The sequence below is a fragment of the Planctomicrobium mucosum genome (assembly GCF_051466335.1).
Classification (GTDB): domain Bacteria; phylum Planctomycetota; class Planctomycetia; order Planctomycetales; family Planctomycetaceae; genus Planctomicrobium.
Window position 1 is genome coordinate 2,220,638 of sequence record NZ_CP195793.1, and the last position, 18,410, is coordinate 2,239,047.

The following is an 18,410-nucleotide window of genomic DNA, read 5'->3' on the forward strand; positions in this document are numbered from 1 at the left end:
CGAACGGCTGTAGGATCAATCGCGTGAAATTGAAACGATCGAGTCGATTATACTGACGCGAATGGATTCAACATCTTGACCGGACTGTCTCCCCGGCGGCAAGATCACTCTCTTGCTGCATTAAATGACAACGACTCTGCGTCGCCGAGAATGCCCGTTTCTGTTGAGAAACAGGGCGGTATTGGCGCGTCACGGGTGCATTCCGTTGTTCGATTTCAGCGATCCGGGATTGTTCGCAATGCCGTATATATGGTCATGGCGTTGGCCCTCTTTTTCTTCTCCAGGCAACTCGTGGCTCAGGTTCTGGCTCCTATTCGCAATGCCTCCTATGCCGGTGAAGTCTCCTCTCAGGCACTGATTCAGCGAAGTTTCCCCGGCAACGAATGGACGTTCGTCTCCGCTAAAAAGGGTGGCACTCTTGAAGATACCTGGGAAATCAGAGCAGAACCGGGAGATGTCTTTCCAATTCTCGTCTGTCGCGGTCAGCCGCATGGCTATCTGAAGACGAATACGAAATATCAGAATTTCCACCTCAGCGTTGAGTGGCGGTTCCCCAAAGACCCCGATGGAAACAGCGGAATCCTCCTGTTCACCGGTGACGAAGAGCGACTTTGGCCGAAATCTGTGCAGGTACAATTGCATCAACCCGAAGTGGGGGCGACGTTTCCGGTTGGAGGAGCGAAAACAGCTAACCGTATTCGTGGCCTGCATCGTCTGGCGAAACCAGTGAATCAATGGAATCGCTGTGAAGTGGAATGCCGGAATGGCCTGGTCAGCGTGACGGTTAATGGCCATCGGCTCGGCACGATTACCGATTGCATGCCGTCCAACGGGGCAATTGGCTTACAAAGCGAAGGCTACGAGGTGCATTTCCGCAATCTCTCAATTCGAGAGATCCCCGAAGTGTCGTCCCCCGCGGTCGCAAATAGCGAAGTCACGACGGATTCTGATCGCTGAGCGTTCCACCTGATAGGCGAACCGTACCTTCGGGAATCTGTTTCCGTATCGCATTGCTTTGATGTGTTTGCTCGTCGCAACATGCGAGTCACCATTCCCATGCTGCATGCAGTGCCGCGCTCGTTGAAGAGACGCATTCCATGACTCATCTTAGCGGGGCTTGAACTCAGGCTTCTGCGGGTCCTGGCACTGTCTGGTGAAGACAATCTCGCCGTTGCTAAGGCGTATAAGGGAAAAGCACGCCTGAGAGCGTGATAGGAAGAGCGCCACGAAAGGACCTTCGAGGTTCCCTGCGAGCATCTTGCGGCAATCGCAGGCGATGTGCAATGTGCAGGGGAGAGGCGACCGAAGTTGTATCAAATTTATCGATAGAAATAAAAATGCCCTTGGTCACAAGAGAAGATTTGCTTGCGGCTCGTGGAGGTCGTTGGCTGCAGAGTGGGTCAGGCTGCAATCAAAAGCTCGCTAATCTCGTCTTGATCCCAAGGGCAATCGGTTGGGGTCGGAATTCTAATATGCATCTCTTGTGCCTTTTTTTGAAAAATCTTGTTCGATGTCAGCGCCGAGCACGTAAATCGCGTTTTCTCAGTAATTATGAACTATTTCTGTTCTTGAATTTCTTGCAAGAGTGGCTTAGAGTCGTTGTAGCGGCGCTTGTTTCGGCGCCGAAACTACAAAAAAAGCGCCGAAATGAATGGTCGAGGAATACAACGGTGGTCGATTTCGGCGCTTGCTGCGTTTGCGATCTCCTATGGCTTGGTCGTCATGTGGTACGTGCCGACCCAACCCTGTATGCCGCTCCGTTGTCTGCTGACAAATGCGACGCACCCTGATGCTCGGGGGCTGGAAATCAGGGATGTCCGACTTCTCAAAGGGCTCAGTTCCATCAAAGGAACCGTACCTGAGGTCGGGGATCGAATCATCGAGGCTGCTGGCCATCCGATTCGGAGCTTCGCCGACTGGGCGAAAGTGCATCGCGTACTGCGAAATTGGAAGAGTGACTCTGCATCTCGATTGTCGATCGGAGCAGATCCCACAGAAGAGAGCTCGTTGTCGAATCTCTCGGTTTTTGAGTTTCTCGACAAGTCCCGGGCGGTTTTGGTTTGGTTCGAGCGGGATGGCGTCGATGAACCGCTGCTTGCCTGTCTTCCGTTAATTGGTCAGTCGACGTTCGATGTGTCGATCACCCTGTTGTGGTACATGCTGCAGTTGTGCGTCGTGATTGTCGGGGGAGTGGCGACCTGGAACCGCCCGTTTGATCAGCCGCTCAGAGCGTTCTTTGCACTCTCCGCTCTGACGCTCATGGCATTTGTCGGTGGGAGTCATTGGTGGTTGATTTCCGCCAGTCCCACTCTGATCATCTTGTTCACCATCGTGGGCTGCATCCTCCCTGCGACGCTGCTGCATTTCTTCCTGATGTATCCATTCGCTCCCTCGTTCTTCGCTCATGATCGTTGGTGGATGCGGGTTCTCCTGTATTTTGTTCCCGTCATGACAGGCGTCGTGTTGGCGGGGCTCATGCTGATTACTGCATTGCTCACTGTCGATTTCGGACCCGGCCCATTTGCGTCGACTTTGGAACGTCTTATCGGCAACGCGAATCGCAGCGTGTTTCCGATCATGCGAAACGGAGTGTATTTTGCTTTGGGGATGGAACTGATGTACTTCATTCTCTCTGTGTTAGCGATTCGCAGAAGTTGTCAGGTTGCGAGAAATCCCTTCGAGCGAAATCAGGTGACTTCATTACTCTGGGGGGCGATCGTCGCTGGAGTTCTGATTGTCTTCACCTTCTATCTGGCGGTCTTTCACCACGTCTATTTCGCGTTCGGCGGTGCCCGCATTCCGATGTTCGGAGCCAGTCTCGCCTTCATGTTCGCCTATGCGGTGGGGATTGCCCGTTACAAACTGCTGCTCATTGATCAGGTTGTTTCCAGCGGCGTCTGGTATTACAGCGCCAGCGCTGGCCTGACGGTGATCTTCGCTGCACTCATTTCAGTGAGTGTGGTGAACACCATGCAACAGAATTTTTCGCCCATCGGTCAGGCGATTCCACTGACACTGGTGCTGATGATTTCGGTGCTTGTCGTGATCTGGGTGCGGGATTCCATTCAGAAGAAGCTCGACCGCAAGTTTTTCAGTGCGAAGTACCAGCTAGACAAAGCATTGAATCGGGTGAATCGAGTCGTCTCGAGCGTCCTTGAACCTGAGGCTGTGGCAGACAGTCTCTTGAATTCCTGTTGCGAGATTTTGCATGTCGATCAGGCCTCGCTTTACTTGAGAAAAGGGACCCGGCTGGAATTCCGCATGTCGACCGCCGTCGGGGATGGTCACCTTCCGTTGAATATTACGCTGGAGCAGGAGACCTTTGAGGCGATCACGGAACACCTGGTGATTCAGCGAATACCTCATCAGGGAAGTCCAACTCAATCGGTACTCCGTCAGCTACGCGCTGAAGTTGTGCATGGTTTGGAAATTCGGGAGCACATGGGTGGTCTGCTCGTTCTGGGCGCCAAACGCAACAATCTTCCTTATTCAGCTGAAGACCTCGCGTTCGTCGATGCGATGGCGAGAATTTCCGGTGTGGCATTGCACTGCGCGACTGTGCAGAAGGATGTTGCCAGATTGAATCAGGATCTTCAGCTGAAGATGAACAAGATTGAAGATCAGGAGCGTCAGCTCAGTGCATTGCACTCGGAACTCGCGTCTCTCTCCGAGACACCTGTACGCGTGGCGATTGAAAGTGATCTTCGTCGTGAAGATATCAAAGGGCACGGGCCAGCGATGTCTCATGTTCTTGAAACAGTCAAGAAAGTTGCTGGAAGCAATTCATCAGTGCTCGTACGGGGAGAAAGCGGGACAGGTAAAGAATTGTTGGCGAAAGCGCTGCACGACAACAGCCCGCGCCGAAATGGTCCTTTGGTGAGCGTTCACTGCGGCGCACTCTCTTCGAATTTGCTGGAGAGCGAACTTTTCGGACACGTGAAAGGGGCGTTCACCGATGCTCATCAGGACAAAGTGGGGCGTTTTCAGGCAGCGAATGGCGGCACGCTCTTTCTTGATGAAATTGGGGATATTTCACTTGATGTTCAGGTGAAATTGCTGCGAGTTTTACAGGAGCGAACATTCGAACCAGTTGGTAGCTCCAAATCGATTTCCACCGACGTGCGAATCGTGGCAGCGACTCACAGAAATCTCGAACAGCTCATCGCTGAAGGACTGTTTCGGGAAGACTTGTTCTATCGCCTGAATGTGATCAGCATCACGCTTCCTCCACTCAGAGACCGTCGTGAAGATCTCTACGAACTCGCATTGCATTTCCTGAGGCGAGCTTCCGGGGAAAGTGGGAAGTCCGTATTTCAAATCGACGATGCAGCGTTGCGTTTGATGCAGTCTTATGACTGGCCTGGAAATATTCGCGAACTTCAGAACGTCATCGAACGAGCTGTGGTTCTGACGGATGGAAATTCGATCCGGGTGCAGGATTTGACCATTGAAGTTTCGGATCCGCGAGCATCGCGAAACGTCGTGTTCTCAGACCCCTTATATCGGCCACGAATCGCAACAAGCTCGCAGCGATCGGCACCGCCTGCTCAAAGCGTGTCCGGTCCAAACTCCGAGGAAGATGAGAAGATGCTTCTCATTCGAACTCTGGCGAGCTGTCAGGGAAATAAAGCGGAAGCGGCTCGATTGTTGGGAATGCCACGAAGTACGTTCTTCAGCAAGCTGAAAAAGAATGGCCTGAGCTGATCGTTTGCTGCTTCCCAGCGAAAAACTCAGCAACAACCATCAGGACAGACTCTGTTTGCCGCCGGCTGAATCACGCGGTCAGCAGACTTCCCATCAAGCGATGCGTAGGGTCTTCTGCCAATTCAGACCGAGCATGATGGAATTGAGGCCGCTCCCAATTCCAAGCAGGGCGAGTTGATCTCCTGAGGAAACGAAGCCTTGTTCCAGTCCCAGTGCTACAGCAGTGGGGAGAGCGGCGGCTCCTGTGTTGCCAAGGAAATCGACGGTTGGGAAATCGCGATCAACAGGGAGCTTCAGACGCTCCAGAAGTAACGAACGATGAGCTTTTCCGACCTGATGTGTAAAGATTTTGTCGACGGATTCGGTTGTCCATCCGAGTTCGTGACAAGTTTTGGTCCAGGTCTCTTCAGCAAGTTCAACTCCAGCATGAAGCAATGCCTCGGAATCGGTGCTCATCAGCGGGCGTCCATCGCTCGCACCGGTGGAGTCGACTCCTCCCGCGCAGAGATCGTGTTGCGATGTGTTGGCGAGATAGGCTCCCCCGATCAGACGATTTCCAGTCTTGGAAATTGACTCGTCACACAACACGATTGCGGCAGAACCTGAGCCGATTGTGAGTGAAGCGAAGTCGAGCTTGATCGATTTCCGAGTGACCGTGGGGTCTCGGAGAAGCTTGGAAATTGTTCCTTCAACGAGCGGGCGGCCGATTTCTGTGCCTACGACGATTCCTGCCTTGATTCGCCCCAGTTCAATCATGTCTGCGATGGCAAGCATGCCATTGAGTAGTCCAAGGCAGGCGTTGCTGAAGTCGAGAACGAGAGCGTCTCGTGGAAGTCCTGCAGCGTGGTGTACCCCGGCGGCCGTCGCTGGTTCCATTTGATCCCGACAGACAGAAGCGTGGATCAATGCGCCACACTGGGTCGGGTCGAGCTGGGATTCCTGAATTGCTTTGCGGACAGTCTGGCCGCTGATTTGACCCGGGAGTGTTCCCGGAGCATAGAAGCGCCGCTCACGGATTCCTGACATCAGTTCGAGTCGGCCTTCGGGGAGCCCAAGCCGCTGGTAGACGGGCGAAAGCTGGCCTTCAATCTCTGCCGACGTGACGATGTCGGGAGGGAGGAGGGTGGTGAATGATTCAACACAGACTCGCTGATACCGCATTGCTTTAAGACTTGCCGAATCGAAGTGGAAAAAGAAAAAAGCCCGCCAGAGCGGTTTACCCGGCTCGGGCAGGCTTTGAGATGTTAACGAGTCATGATTGCGGCACGAGGAGAATTGGATCGATCGAGAGGCAAGCTCATCGGACGCATCATGAAGCTGCTGCATCAGACACAGTCAGATCATTAAACCGCTGCGGTCTCAACGACTTTGATCTCATTCACAATCGACTCGATTGCTGCGATTTCGTCGTATTGATTGCGGCGGTGTTCCTGGACTGCATCGGTGTAGTTCTGCATGTCCAACGCAACGGAACTTCGAACGAATCGAAGACCGCGTAGGAGAATCTCCTGCTGTTTGCGGGTCAGCTGAATGCTCAAATCTGCCATATTATTTTTCCGTATAGCGGTGCTACCGAATCGCTCCTGTTTTCCCATCCGTGTTCGATCTGGAGGGGGGTAGCCCGATTATTAGTACAGGTCACATCCATCGATGGATGTGGACAAGTTGTCTCACTGTAAACATCGATCCGCTGCCTCTTCGGTCTTGCCCAACAATCTTATGGGAGGTGCGACCGAAATAACCAGCAAGATCTGCCGCAATATTTTAGCGGAGTCAATCTGCAATTGCACCATTCTGCGCGGCTCGTAGTGTTCCTGACAAGTACGCGTCTGCCATTGCTTTTGGAATTTCCGCTTCTGCCAGAACCACCTTTGCGCGGTTCTCCTGAGTTAACGCTTGCATTTCCTGTTCCGTTGCCACGGCTTCCGCACGACGTTGCTCCGCTTTTGCTCGGGCAACTCGCATATCTGCTTCTGCCTGATCAGCTTGCAGCCTCGCGCCAACATTGTCTCCGACGTCGATATCAGCGATGTCGATGGAAACAATTTCATAAGCGGTCTGTGAATCGAGACTTTTTCGCAATACCGCTTGGGCAATCAGTGCAGGATTTGCCAGCACCTCTTTGTGTGAATTCGAGGAGCCAATGGCGGAGACGATCCCCTCACCGACGCGGGCGATAATGGTGTCTTCTGTCGCTCCACCGATCAATTGACTCAGATTTGTACGGACGGTCACGCGTGCCCGTGCTTTCAGTTGAATCCCGTCTTTGGCGACTCCATCTAGGGTCACTCGGCCATTTCGGGTGTCAGGGCAGTCGATGACTTTGGGGTCAACGCTGGTGCGGACCGCCTCAAGAACATCGCGTCCCGCCAAGTCGATCGCGGCAGCGGTGTCCCAGTCGAGAGCGATCGATGCTCGATGAGCAGCGATGAGTGCGCGGACGACGCGGGTGACGTTCCCCCCTGCGAGGTGATGCGCAGAGAGGGCACTTGTTGGGATATCAGTGATCCCACCTTGTACCGCGGTAATTTTCGCGTCTACGACGATTGACGGATTGATTTTTTGAAGCGACAGGGCGACAAGCGTCAACGGGCTGATTTTCGCTCGCGTCGCAAACCCGCGAAGCCAAAGGCTGAAATACCTGCCAAACAGAAACACGAATGCGAGAACCATGATCCCGACAAACAGGCTTCCGATGATCAACGCCGCTTGGTAGGGGTTATTTCCAGCTTGTGCTAATACACTTGCAAGCACTGCGACCTCGCGTTTCTAACGTGATTCATCCGGTAGGAAAACAACCCATATCTGTGACTTGGGCCTCGGAGCACATTGTACGAGTAGGGACAAGTGGACCACCTGCAGAATCTGACTCCCGCGACAGTGACACCCGGCCCAGTAAGTCAATTCTAAAAAACGACTTCGGATTTTCCAACTCACTTAAGATTGGCCTTGCTTACGACGGTTTGGCTATCAATTTCCGACGCTCAACATGGCTTTCTTTGTGGAATTGGAGCGGTTTGTACGTGCAGATTCCATGATGATCCATGAAATTGCATGGAATTTAAGCTTCTTCAGTCGAGGAATCGTGTGAGGGGGGCGATCGCTTCTTTTTTTGTTCTTGAGTCTAAATTGGAGGAAATTCCAGATTTTTCAATAAACAGTGATGATTGAGACTTTGAAACGGATAAGCTGCTGTTAATGGATTCTTTCCCTATGGAGGTTCTTTATGAACAGGTTGGACCCTGAGACTCCTTTCGCTTCGCAGTCACATTTCGCGATTGATGACCTGGTTCCCGGCGATAGCCAGCCAGGTTTTATAGGGAAAGACTGTGAATCGCCCCACAACGTCGAGCGGCGCGCGTATCGAGCGCTCATGCAGATTCAGGGGGTTCGGTTCTCGTCTCTCAATGTTCGTCGCTGTGAAAGTGGGATCTTCCTGACTGGTGTCGCTGAATTAACTGGCAGGGCGACAGTGAACAAAACCGTCAAATCGATCGAAGCGGTTGCCGCTCAGGCTGGAGACGCTGGACAGGTCGTGAATCGACTCGTCATCCAGTGTCCTACGCGTCGCTACAATTAGCCCGTGATAAAAGCGATTGGTTCTCTTCAGTTTTCCTTGATGGAACGACTTTTTAGGGATGGAATCACGAATTCTGCTCCGCAGAGTGGTTCCATTCCTTTTCTGGTCGTGTTCTCCTCAATTTGGTGCGGTCTGGAATTCCTCGTGACCAATGGGCGCTGGTTCGGATAGAATGCAGGGAACTGGAGTTGTTCTCTGCACGCCTGAGGTGAGGATGAGCAAATGACTCGATCGATCGACCGCGACTTCCAACGGTTCAATGAGATTGTGCGAGGCAAGATTCGCAAAGATCTCAAGAAGTACGTCAATCATGGCGAAATGCTCGGAAGGAAAGGTCGCGAGACAGTCAGTATTCCCGTCCCGAGTATTGACATCCCTCATTTTCAGCACGGAAATCGTGGGTCCGGCGGGACAGGACAGGGCGACGGAGAAGTGGGGCAGTCAGTCGGTCAGGGCCAACCTCAGGATGGCGAGGGGATCGGTCAGGCAGGCAGTGATGCGGGTCGACACGTCCGCGAAGTGGAAGTGACCCTCGATGAACTCGCCGAAATGCTCGGGTCCGAACTGCAGCTTCCCAATATCGTTCCCAAGGGGAAGGATTCTTTGAAATCGCAGAAGGACAAGTACAACACGGTCTCGCGATCGGGACCTGACTCGCTGCGACATTTCAAACGGACTTACAAACAGGCGCTCAAGCGGCAGATTTCGAGCGGAAATTACGATTCGGAACGTCCTGTCATCATCCCCAATCGGGATGATGAACGGTATCGAAGCTGGACGACCGTCAATGAACCCCAGGCCAATGCCGCCATTATTTACATGATGGACGTTTCTGGTTCGATGACGGACGATCAGAAGGAGATCGTTCGGATCGAAGCTTTTTGGATAGACACTTGGTTAAAGAGCCAATACGACGGGATTCAGCGGCGATACATTGTGCACGATGCCGTTGCTCATGAAGTGGATGAAGAGACGTTCTTCCGTATTCGTGAATCCGGTGGAACGCGGATCTCCTCTGCCTATCACAAGGCAGCTGAGGTCATTAACAGAGAATTTCCCCCAGCGGACTGGAATATCTACTGCTTCCAGTTTTCAGATGGCGACAACTGGGGGGAGGACAGCAAGGAAAGCTCGAAGTTTCTGATCGAAAAGCTGCTCCCCATCTCGAATCTGTTCTGCTACGGACAGGTCGATTCTCCCTACGGGAGCGGAGACTACATCAAAGATCTTCGCAAGATCCATGCGGAACACGAGAATCTGATTCTCAGCGAAATTCGCAACAAAGATGCGATCTACGACTCGATCAAGCTGTTTCTCGGGAAGGGGAAGTAAGAGTTGGTCGATTCAGGTGGGAGGCCAAAAAGCACATCAGGCCGGTGTCAGACTGAAGTCCGGCACCGGCCTGATTGTTACTGCAAGGTCCTCGTTGCTCGAGCGAGAAGACCGACTATTTCTTTTTCACGCCTTTGTTCGCTTTGACCTCAAAGCTGAGGTCGTTCTTCCCCCCTGCCGGAATCTCGGCAGTCAGTGTGGTTGCGCTGTTGAACTCCTTGGCGACTCCCTCCTGAAAGATTTTTACCGTTTCGCTATCTGGGGTGTCGTATTTTTTTCGTTCTCCAACGACGACAGACGAGTTGATCGAAACGTTTTTAGTTCCGGGAGGTACTGGACCTGAAAACTTCCCAGCTTTGATTTCCATGCCAGCAGGGACACCCTCACCCATCGATGGATTGAATGTGATGTAGCCCTCTTCGAGTGGTGCTCCATCGATGTTGACAGTCCCTTCAACTTGAACGGTGTCGACTTTGCCACCGCCTCCACCACAGCCAGAGGCCACAGCGATCGCACATGTGAGGACTGTCATTGCGGAATTACGTAACCATGACATTTGAAACTACCTTGGATGGGATTGGTGGAAAGAGATCAAGATCCTTCCTGGAGAGGTGTTTTCCAGGAAGGATCTTGTATCGGTGAAGCGAAACGTCCTGTGATTGCTCAACTGCAGGTTCAAAAGTCCAAGCAATTATCGATCGACTTCCAGTCCTGTTTCTTCTCAATCAAGCGATTTCGGACCGATCCTCGTCGCTCTCTGATTCAGGCACCCTATGAGTCGAACCGGATGACGTTTGAACACTTTGCCAATCGTCGGATCAACGCTTCATGAACCGCATTATTCACAACGATTAGTCCTAGAACTCGCCGACAACTTCGCCGCCAGCGATTGTTCCGAGCCGAATCCAGGTTGCTTGGTCGATGTTGTTTGCGACAAAACGGACAGCTCCGTCGCACATGAGTGTGTGGACCCCACCAACGTGCTGGCTGCGGGCAGCAACAGACCATGTCACAGGAGTCGTTGTGCAAGGCATTCCCAAGCGAGCTTGGTCTGCAAGAGAAGGGGATCCCAGGCAGCCGCGAGGGTTGTCAGCGACCAAAGAGTTTGGAGTCACAGTGGTCATGAACATGTAGCCGACAGAATCGTCGTTGAAGATCGCTCCGCGTGTGTCAGTGTCGTCCATATCGTTGGCACGACGGGTTTCAGACATCATGAGCGTGTTTGAAGTTCCATCCGTGATATCGGAAATCTTGGAACTTCGGCCTCGTGAGTTGAGTTCACCCTGGCTCGAGTTAAATCCAAACAGCGCCCGATTTGAACCATCGGTTCGTGAACCATTGGGGAGTCGGAAGTCGCCCCAGCAGACGACATAGTTCGCACGCATACGGTTGCCGTTTCGAATCGCTCCGTTGTCGCTAGGACAGTTGTAGATTGCGACAGGAACGTCCGACAGTGGCTGGTTTGGAGCTTCGTAAAAATGTCGTGTGAAGTCCCATTGGTTGTAAAGAGCGCTTTGCTCCAGGTATGGCCACAGCGACACGATAAACGTATGTCGGCGGCCGTTGTCATGCTCGTTGACCGCAGCGAAAGGAAACGCATTCAACGTGTCGTGGTAGTTGTGCATTGCCAACCCGTATTGCTTCAGGTTGTTTTTGCACTGTGACCGGCGGGCGGCTTCTCGCGCTTGCTGAACAGCGGGGAGCAGCAGAGCAATCAGGACGGCGATAATCGCGATCACCACTAACAGCTCGATGAGTGTGAACCCGCGACGAGTTTTCTTCATTTCTTGGTTCCTTTACTAAAGTTAACAAACAAAGTTAATAATGCAGCTGGTAATGCTGATGGATGACGCCTGGAAAAATCTCTAGAACAGTGTGTTCTCAGCCCCCTCGGTGCAAATGTCGACATTCCGCCCAAATATTTGCATGATTTCTCGGTTTATAATGTCTTTTGTAGAGAGCTGATCTATCGAATTCTATGCAACGGGAATAGGTAGCGGTAGTCTTTGATGAATTTTTGCCCTTAAGATTGGTGAAGAAACCTGCTTTTTTAAAGAATATTGTTAACAATTCAGGCGAGCTAAGTGCCTCTGTGTTAGGCTGGTTGATATTTCGAGATATTGGTGTGCGAGGCATTCGACTGTCGGTGTCTCTTTCGTCGGGAAGTACCAAATGAATTCGTACGACTGAGTCGGAGAAAGCAGCTGGGTGTTTCTAGCCAGCGATCTCGTCAAGTCGGTTTACGTTCACTCGCCAGCAGCGATCGAACCTGATCACTTGCTCTTGATCAGGTTCGGAGTCATTCGACAGGATTGGGGGGCTGTTGAAATCTGGGGCGAGCAGAGATCTCAGGTTGCGAACTGAATGCTGAAGCGCGATAGTCAGGGAAGCAGAGTCTCTTTGGCCGGGGCAAACGTGGAAATGTTAATCAACGTTCTAAACCGGAGCCGAGCGGGCTCAGGTTGCTTTCAGGCCGCCAAATCGACGCTTCCGGCTGGCAAAGTCACGAAGGGCTATCAACAATTCTTTCTGTCGAAAATCTGGCCAGGCTGTTTCTGTAACGAACAGCTCAGCGTAGCTGATTTGCCAGAGAAGAAAGTTGCTAACTCGCATTTCACCCGAGGTGCGGATGACCAGATCTGGATCGACCATACCAGCCGTGTACAGGTAGTCTGAGATCGTCGACTCGGTTATCTCGTTCGGGTCGATTTGACCGACCTTGGCTGCTTCGGAAATGGCTCGAACGGCAGCGACAATTTCGTCGCGGGCACCATAGTCCAGTGCCAGACAAAGCCGCATTCCGGTGTTGTTCTGACTCTGCCTGATGGTCTCGTTGACTGCCTCAAGAATGCGAGAATCGAGACGATCTGTCCTGCCGATCGTTGTGAACTGGATTCCGTTCTGGAGGATCAGTTTTCGCTCTGCGACCACAAATCGCTGCAACAATCCCATGAGGAGATCGAGTTCCAATTTGGGGCGTTTCCAATTCTCGCTGCTGAAGCAGTACAGCGTCAATTGCTGAATTCCCAGGCGGGAACATTCTTCAACGATCTCGCGAACGCTTTGGACTCCGCGGCGATGTCCTTCAAACCGGGGGAGTCCCCGAGCCTGAGCCCAGCGGCCGTTCCCATCCATGATGATGGCAATGTGTGCAGGGAGCCGATCTGCTGAGAGCCCTTCAGCTTCGAGTTGGGCACTTGTGTATTGGGAGTCGGATTTCACAGTCGGAAAATCAATATTCCAGCAAAAATTGTCATCAGGCGGAACGGGCCTTGAGCGAATCAACTCCATTCTGACCGATCTGTCTATCCGCATCAAGAAATCGAAGATAAGCACTTTCAGAATTAGTGATTATGAACGTTTGGAGAATGCCGACCGAACCGGCAACGTGAGAGATTTTGATCGGAAGTGGAGTAGCATCAGTCGGGGTGGATCTAAAAAAAGGGGAAATTCCTCTCGGCGTGACAGCAACTGACTCAATCTCTCGAAATCAATAAACTATGATGCTGCGGCCATCTCACTGTGAACACTTGCTTTGCAACGTGGTGACCGGGCCGATGGAGGTGTGGGGTTCCAGAGAACGAATCGCGGTCTTTCCGGTTCCGTGCGATGAGGGCTCACCATCGATGAAATCAAGATCCATCTCATTGTTGAATTTTCTGAGTCTGCAGGAATGCCTCTTATGGCTGCGGGAAATCCGGGATTTCGTGTCTGGTTGAGAGAACCGTTGCTTCAACTCTTCTCTCGATTTTCGAATGCGATCTGTTTTAGAAGCGCTTGGCGCCTTGTTTGCCTGCTCACTCTGATTCTCGCCGTGCACTGCGGGATAACTCGAAGTTCGCTCGCTAATGAGGAGGACTTTCAGCTTGAAAACCTCTCCGTTGGTTTACAGGGTAATTTTAAGCTCGGTTCCTGGACGCCGGTTGAATTTGATTTGTCCGGACCGGCCGGGAAAACAGTCCAACCTGCGATTCGCTCGGTGGACCCAGATGGGCAAGGGACGCTTCAGCCTCTCGGCGAAGCTGTGATGGATGCATCTGGTCCAACGCGAGTACGCGGCCTGTTTCGTCATGGGAAATTGAAGGGTTCTCTTCAAATTCAGATTCTGGATGGAGAGCAGCTACTCAAGGCTTTTCCTGTCCGGATCGGAGCAGGGGGGGCAGTTCAGGTGGTCTCCCCTTCGACAAGTGTTTGGGTCGCTGTCGGGAATCAGCCTGTGATTAGTGGAGGCATCGCTGAGTGGAACAGTTCCAAAGCAGGAAGCGTTCAACTGATTGAATTGCCCGATCTTGAGCAGTCGATCCTTTCAGGTGAAGCGTTGGACGGGGTTGATGTGATCGCCCTGACCGGGGACGTGAAGATGTCGGAAACGGCCTCCCGATCAATTCGCGACTGGGTTCGCCGGGGCGGCCGTTTGATTCTCTCCATCGGGAACACAACGGAGTCGCTGAGCCAGAGTTCATTGATGGAATGGCTGCCGATCGAGGTGAATGGCCAGTCAGAAATTGTGAAGCTCGCAGGGATTCAGGAACTGGTTCCGCGTAGTTCGCAACTCCGCACATTGACCAAGTTCACTGCTGCGAACCTGAAACGCGGGAACGGGATTGTCGTTGCGAGCGGAATTTCTGGCCCGCTTGTGACCCGTTCAGCCTACGGGCAAGGGGAAGTCACCGCTGTCGCTGTGCGGCTGGATGAGCCACCACTTTCGACTTGGGAGTCGTCCTCTCAGGCGAAGCTCAGCGGAATTCTGGGATATGTTCCGGATTCGATCGAATCGCTTGGGACTGGGGCACGGGCGCAGGTCGATCTCGACCCGAATTCTGTGACCGATCTTCAATCGCAGTTAAATCACACGCTCGACAGCTTTTCACAAGTGAAAAAGACCTCACCTTGGATGGTGATCGGTTGGATTGCACTCTTTGCTGTTGTGATCGGTCCTTTGGATTATCTAGTTGTCAGCTACTGGCTCAAGCGTCCGGAGTTGACGTGGATCACGATGCTCATGTGGACGGCTCTTGCTTCTTTGTTCGCGATTTCAATGGGAGATCGAGTGAACAGCCACCCGCCCGTCGCGCGACAAATGAGTTCCCTGAATTTCGACGTGGCGACCAACACTGTACGCGGTGAGAGTTGGTACAACTTTTATTCAGACAGTAACCGGCGCCATCGCGTGACGACAAAATTCGGCACCGCTTTCGGGACATCAACTCCTGAGACTGTTCGCGTGAGTTGGGTCAATCGACCTGGAGACGGGTTCCGCGGAATGCTTGGTTCCGGCGGGCTCGATGAATCCAAGCCACAATACCGCTTCTTCCAGGATGCATCAGGAATCGAGAACTTTCCTGTTCGGAATTGGTCTTCGGGTTCAGTGAAGTGCGAATGGGAGTACGATCACGATGTCAGTAATTTCATTCAGTCATCGCTGACAGAAGGTCGGGCGAATCGGATTGGCGGAACTTTGACGCATCACCTCCCGGGTGAGCTCACAGACTGGTTTCTTGCCTGTGGAAGTGTGGCCTATTTTGAACGCGGGCAGGGGGGAGGGGCGCAGCCGTTGCGTCCCGGTGAAGAGTGGAATGTCTCCCGGGCGAGTTCAAACTTGTTACGAGGTCGCATCATGACCTTGATTCAGGAGAAATTCACAGGGAAGATTTCGACCGCCGCAGACGAAGACCTGCAGCGTCTCAGGTATGACCGCAACAACGTTGACCCGTATGTGAATGAGCTGGCAACTTCATTTTACGAAGTCATCGGGGGGGAGTCGTTTACTGGGTTGAAGAACGATTCGCTTTCCCAGTTGGATTTGTCATCAACCATCGAGCTGAAGAGAGCAGTTCTGTTTGGACGAATGAAGCTTCCACCAATGGAATTTGAACTGGATGGAGAACCCCTTCCGATCGAAGAACAGTCGGTGCTGGTCAAGATCCTCATCCCGGTTCAAGTTGTCGAGCGGGAAGCGGATCTCCCCCCTCCAGCAGATGTGCTCGTCCCGAGAAAGTAGCGGACAAAAATTGGGGGAATGTGACTTCCTCGCGAGTTGGTTTGAAGAAAATTCCTGGCTCATCTGATTCCAGAAAAGAACAGTACCGTGATTGAAACCATTAAGTTGACCAAGCGTTACGGTGAATTGATCGCTGCAAACGAAATCACATTGAAGCTGGTTGAAGGGGACGTCTTTGGTTTTATCGGGCCCAACGGCTCGGGCAAGACAACCACGATGCGGATGATCGCAACGCTGCTCAATCCCGATTATGGCGAGTGTTATGTCTGTGGGCAGTCGATCTATCAGAATCCGCAGGAAATCCGCCGTCTGGTTGGCTACATGCCAGACTTCTTCGGCGTCTATGATGATATGACCGTCATGGAGTATCTCGAGTTCTTCGCTTCCACATACCGCATCAATGGACCGAACCGTCGCAAGGTTTGTGAAGAGAAGCTGGAACTGGTCGATATGTCCTTCAAACGGGATGCGATGGTCAGCCAGCTTTCGCGCGGGCAGACGCAGCGTGTCGGACTTGCCCGAACACTGTTGCATGATCCTCAGGTTCTGCTTCTTGACGAGCCTGCCAGCGGACTCGACCCCCGTGCTCGAATTGAGATGCGCGGACTTCTGCGACGTCTGGGAGAGATGAAAAAGACGGTCATCGTATCCAGCCATATTCTTCCGGAACTGGCAGACGTTTGTACTCGCATCGGGATGATCGAAAAAGGAAATATGATCATCGATGGAGATGTCGAAGAAGTGATGCGCGAGGCACGGGGCGCGATCCGCCTGGAAATCAAGCTAATGGATCGAGAAGAGCAGGCTGCCCGCTTTATCGAACAACATGATCTGGTCGGCAACGTGACAATGGAGGGGAACACCATCTGTGTCACATTGAAGCCAGGAATTGAAGATTACAGTCCACTTCCTCAATTGCTGATCGAGAACGGGTATCGGATCCGGCAGTTCAGAGAAGAAGAGGTGAACCTCGAAACTGCTTTCATGCGGTTGACGATGGGAATTCAGCAATAAGACTGTTGCGGAGTTTCAGTAACTTCCGCTGGCGTGCTCACCCCGGTAGTTGCCCGGTCGATCAGTGCTCGCGTAGTTTCAGTACGCTGAGCGTCAGATAGATCAACGCGCCGAAACTGAGGAGCATGAAGCCGGTTCGGAGCCAGGGGAACGAAGCCGCGCTTGTCGGGTTTGCAATTCGGTGAATGGCATTCGCTGCGGCGACGCGGGCCGCTTCGTTCTCGTCACTGATCTGAATTTTCGTCAGTTGGGGAACGACATTCCGTGCTCCACGTCCCGCCTCTGCGAGTCCGTCGATGACCTGTACCCGACGACTCGCGTCAGCATTTGTGAGGTCTTCCTTCAAGATGCTGAGGTTGCTGGCGTCTGACGATGCAAGCTTTCCGAGCGAGCGGGCAGCGTGAGTGCGAACGTCCGGGGAGCCAGTTTGATACGCCTCGACCCATAATTTTTGAGCCTGAGACAGTCTGCTCACACGACTACTTTGGTACAGGTTGAGAAGTAGAGACGCCCCGAGTAATCCAAGGGAGATCAAGGTTAACTGGAACAGCTTTGGGGAGTGGGGCGGCTTGTCAGTCGGAAAGAACTGGGTCGGAGCAATCCTGGGCTCGGTCTGATTCTGATGCAGCGAATCCTCTGCTGCAGCGACGATTCCACCAATTCCCGGTTTCGGTTTGACTACAATCGTGTTGCTGATGGACTTCAGTTTCTCGGCGACCTCGGAGGCGCTTTGAAACCGCATTTCCGGGGGCTTCTCCAGCAATTTGAGGATAATAGCCTCGAGTCCCGGAGGGCAGTCGAGTGCCAGCTCTGTGGGGCGCTTGGGGACGGCGGTGCTGTGAAGGTGAAGGGTCGCTCCCGGCGTTTCGCCAATGAATGGAACTCTGCCGGTGACGAGTTCATAGAGGACGCAGCCCAGGGCGTAGAGATCGGTCCTCGGAGTGACCTCGAGTCCTCGAATTTGCTCCGGCGCCATGTACAGAAACGTCCCTGCAGTTTTTCCTGCAGCCGTGATTTTTCGTGCAGCAGCGACACTTGCCAGCCCGAAGTCACTCAGTTTCAGTTCACCATTCGGCCCAAGCAGGAAATTACTGGGCTTCACATCCCGATGGACGACCCCTTTCTCATGAGAGTAAGCGAGTGCGGCACACATCTGTAACCCGAACTCGATTGTTTGTTCCCAGGGAAAACGACCGCATGCAACCAGTCGATCTTCCAGCGACCCTCCTTCAAGGAGTTCCATGGCGTAGAAACGGCGTTTGTCTTCGCAGACACCGCCAAAGCACCGGACGATGTTCGGGTGCTTCAGAGTCTTGAGAACTTCAACTTCGCGTTCGAATCGGGCGAGAGCAGTTTTGTCGGTAATGTCTCCGGGCAACATTTTCAGAGCGACCATGCGATCGTTGACAACGTAGCGGGCGCGGAAGACGACACCCATGCCCCCTTCGCCGATCTGCTCGAGAATCTCGAACGGCCAGATCCACCGGGATTCGGGTTTTGGAGGCTGTGTCTGCACGACTGCGATCATCCTAGAATGGACAGCTGTTATATCATCAAATCGAAAATGCTCGCCCGCAATAACTCAAGATTGTACCAATCCAGTCTTTATCTGACATAGCCCCTTTGGTGGCGATCTGGCTGGCCTCTCTCGAAGAGCAATTTTATTTTTAAAGCCTTCAATGGCTTAAGCGTTGTCTGCTGAATGGGGTGTGATTGTGTTTTATTTCGTCTTGTTTGATTTTATGTTCGAGGCGTGTTGAGATCGGGTGTTTCTGCAAA

At 52.7% G+C, this 18,410-nt stretch carries 13 protein-coding genes; 6 read left to right on the forward strand and 7 right to left on the reverse strand.

The genetic code is table 11. The features are described 5' to 3' along the window. Positions 1–150: 150 nt before the first annotated feature. Together SH668x_RS09055 and SH668x_RS09060 are read left to right on the forward strand one after the other, a co-directional pair. Positions 151–957 (forward strand): 3-keto-disaccharide hydrolase, encoded by an 807-nt coding sequence (locus tag SH668x_RS09055; RefSeq protein WP_437188366.1) that lies wholly within the window; start codon positions 151–153, stop codon positions 955–957. A 690-nt stretch (positions 958–1,647) separates the two neighbouring features. Next, positions 1,648–4,704, forward strand: coding sequence for a sigma 54-interacting transcriptional regulator (locus tag SH668x_RS09060; protein ID WP_437188367.1), 3,057 nt, complete (start codon positions 1,648–1,650; stop codon positions 4,702–4,704). 93 nt (positions 4,705–4,797) lie between these two features. Here SH668x_RS09060 and SH668x_RS09065 read toward each other — a convergent pair whose 3' ends face one another. From SH668x_RS09065 to floA, 3 genes are all read right to left on the reverse strand, one after another. Further along, positions 4,798–5,865 carry a 3-oxoacyl-ACP synthase III gene (locus tag SH668x_RS09065; protein WP_437188368.1) on the reverse strand — a complete coding sequence of 356 codons (1,068 nt, stop codon included), beginning with the start codon at positions 5,863–5,865 and terminating at the stop codon, positions 4,798–4,800. A gap of 182 nt (positions 5,866–6,047) precedes the next feature. Then, complete coding sequence (locus SH668x_RS09070; RefSeq protein ID WP_437188369.1) at positions 6,048–6,251, reverse strand: hypothetical protein; 204 nt, start codon at positions 6,249–6,251, stop codon at positions 6,048–6,050. Between the two features lie 226 nt (positions 6,252–6,477). After that, complete coding sequence (gene floA, locus SH668x_RS09075) at positions 6,478–7,458, reverse strand: flotillin-like protein FloA (RefSeq protein ID WP_437188370.1); 981 nt, start codon at positions 7,456–7,458, stop codon at positions 6,478–6,480. 472 nt (positions 7,459–7,930) lie between these two features. Here floA and SH668x_RS09080 point away from each other — a divergent pair, with 472 nt between their 5' ends. Both SH668x_RS09080 and SH668x_RS09085 read left to right on the forward strand, forming a co-directional pair. Continuing rightward, positions 7,931–8,284: a hypothetical protein gene (locus tag SH668x_RS09080; protein ID WP_437188371.1), complete on the forward strand. Its 354-nt coding sequence runs from the start codon at positions 7,931–7,933 to the stop codon at positions 8,282–8,284. A 222-nt stretch (positions 8,285–8,506) separates the two neighbouring features. Continuing rightward, positions 8,507–9,616, forward strand: a complete 1,110-nt coding sequence (locus SH668x_RS09085) for a DUF444 family protein (protein WP_437188372.1) — start codon at positions 8,507–8,509, stop codon at positions 9,614–9,616. A gap of 115 nt (positions 9,617–9,731) precedes the next feature. Here the strand turns inward: SH668x_RS09085 and SH668x_RS09090 are convergent, their stop codons facing one another. From SH668x_RS09090 to SH668x_RS09100, 3 genes are all read right to left on the reverse strand, one after another. Beyond that, a complete protein-coding gene (locus tag SH668x_RS09090; protein WP_437188373.1) occupies positions 9,732–10,172 on the reverse strand; it encodes a hypothetical protein in 441 nt (146 codons plus the stop codon). A gap of 301 nt (positions 10,173–10,473) precedes the next feature. After that, positions 10,474–11,400 carry a DUF1559 family PulG-like putative transporter gene (locus SH668x_RS09095; protein ID WP_437188374.1) on the reverse strand — a complete coding sequence of 309 codons (927 nt, stop codon included), beginning with the start codon at positions 11,398–11,400 and terminating at the stop codon, positions 10,474–10,476. Between the two features lie 673 nt (positions 11,401–12,073). After that, positions 12,074–12,838 carry an isoprenyl transferase gene (locus SH668x_RS09100; RefSeq protein ID WP_437188375.1) on the reverse strand — a complete coding sequence of 255 codons (765 nt, stop codon included), beginning with the start codon at positions 12,836–12,838 and terminating at the stop codon, positions 12,074–12,076. A gap of 712 nt (positions 12,839–13,550) precedes the next feature. On the opposite strand from SH668x_RS09100, the gene SH668x_RS09105 reads away from it, so the two are divergent. Both SH668x_RS09105 and SH668x_RS09110 read left to right on the forward strand, forming a co-directional pair. Further along, positions 13,551–15,617, forward strand: coding sequence for a hypothetical protein (locus tag SH668x_RS09105; protein ID WP_437188376.1), 2,067 nt, complete (start codon positions 13,551–13,553; stop codon positions 15,615–15,617). Positions 15,618–15,704: 87 nt separating this feature from the next. Next, the gene (locus SH668x_RS09110) at positions 15,705–16,631 is read left to right on the forward strand and encodes an ABC transporter ATP-binding protein (RefSeq protein ID WP_437188377.1); all 927 of its coding nucleotides are present in this window, start codon (positions 15,705–15,707) and stop codon (positions 16,629–16,631) included. Positions 16,632–16,692: 61 nt separating this feature from the next. Here SH668x_RS09110 and SH668x_RS09115 read toward each other — a convergent pair whose 3' ends face one another. Further along, positions 16,693–18,147 carry a serine/threonine protein kinase gene (locus tag SH668x_RS09115; protein WP_437188378.1) on the reverse strand — a complete coding sequence of 485 codons (1,455 nt, stop codon included), beginning with the start codon at positions 18,145–18,147 and terminating at the stop codon, positions 16,693–16,695. Positions 18,148–18,410: the final 263 nt, after the last annotated feature.

Coding starts and splice junctions, on each gene's coding strand:
- SH668x_RS09060 (WP_437188367.1), top strand. CDS start 1,648: ATGAATGGTCGAGGAATACAACGGTGGTCGATTTCGGCGCTTGCTGCG.
- SH668x_RS09090 (WP_437188373.1), bottom strand. CDS start 10,172: ATGTCATGGTTACGTAATTCCGCAATGACAGTCCTCACATGTGCGATC.
- SH668x_RS09095 (WP_437188374.1), bottom strand. CDS start 11,400: ATGAAGAAAACTCGTCGCGGGTTCACACTCATCGAGCTGTTAGTGGTG.
- SH668x_RS09070 (WP_437188369.1), bottom strand. CDS start 6,251: ATGGCAGATTTGAGCATTCAGCTGACCCGCAAACAGCAGGAGATTCTC.
- SH668x_RS09065 (WP_437188368.1), bottom strand. CDS start 5,865: ATGCGGTATCAGCGAGTCTGTGTTGAATCATTCACCACCCTCCTCCCT.
- SH668x_RS09080 (WP_437188371.1), top strand. CDS start 7,931: ATGAACAGGTTGGACCCTGAGACTCCTTTCGCTTCGCAGTCACATTTC.
- SH668x_RS09055 (WP_437188366.1), top strand. CDS start 151: ATGCCCGTTTCTGTTGAGAAACAGGGCGGTATTGGCGCGTCACGGGTG.
- SH668x_RS09085 (WP_437188372.1), top strand. CDS start 8,507: ATGACTCGATCGATCGACCGCGACTTCCAACGGTTCAATGAGATTGTG.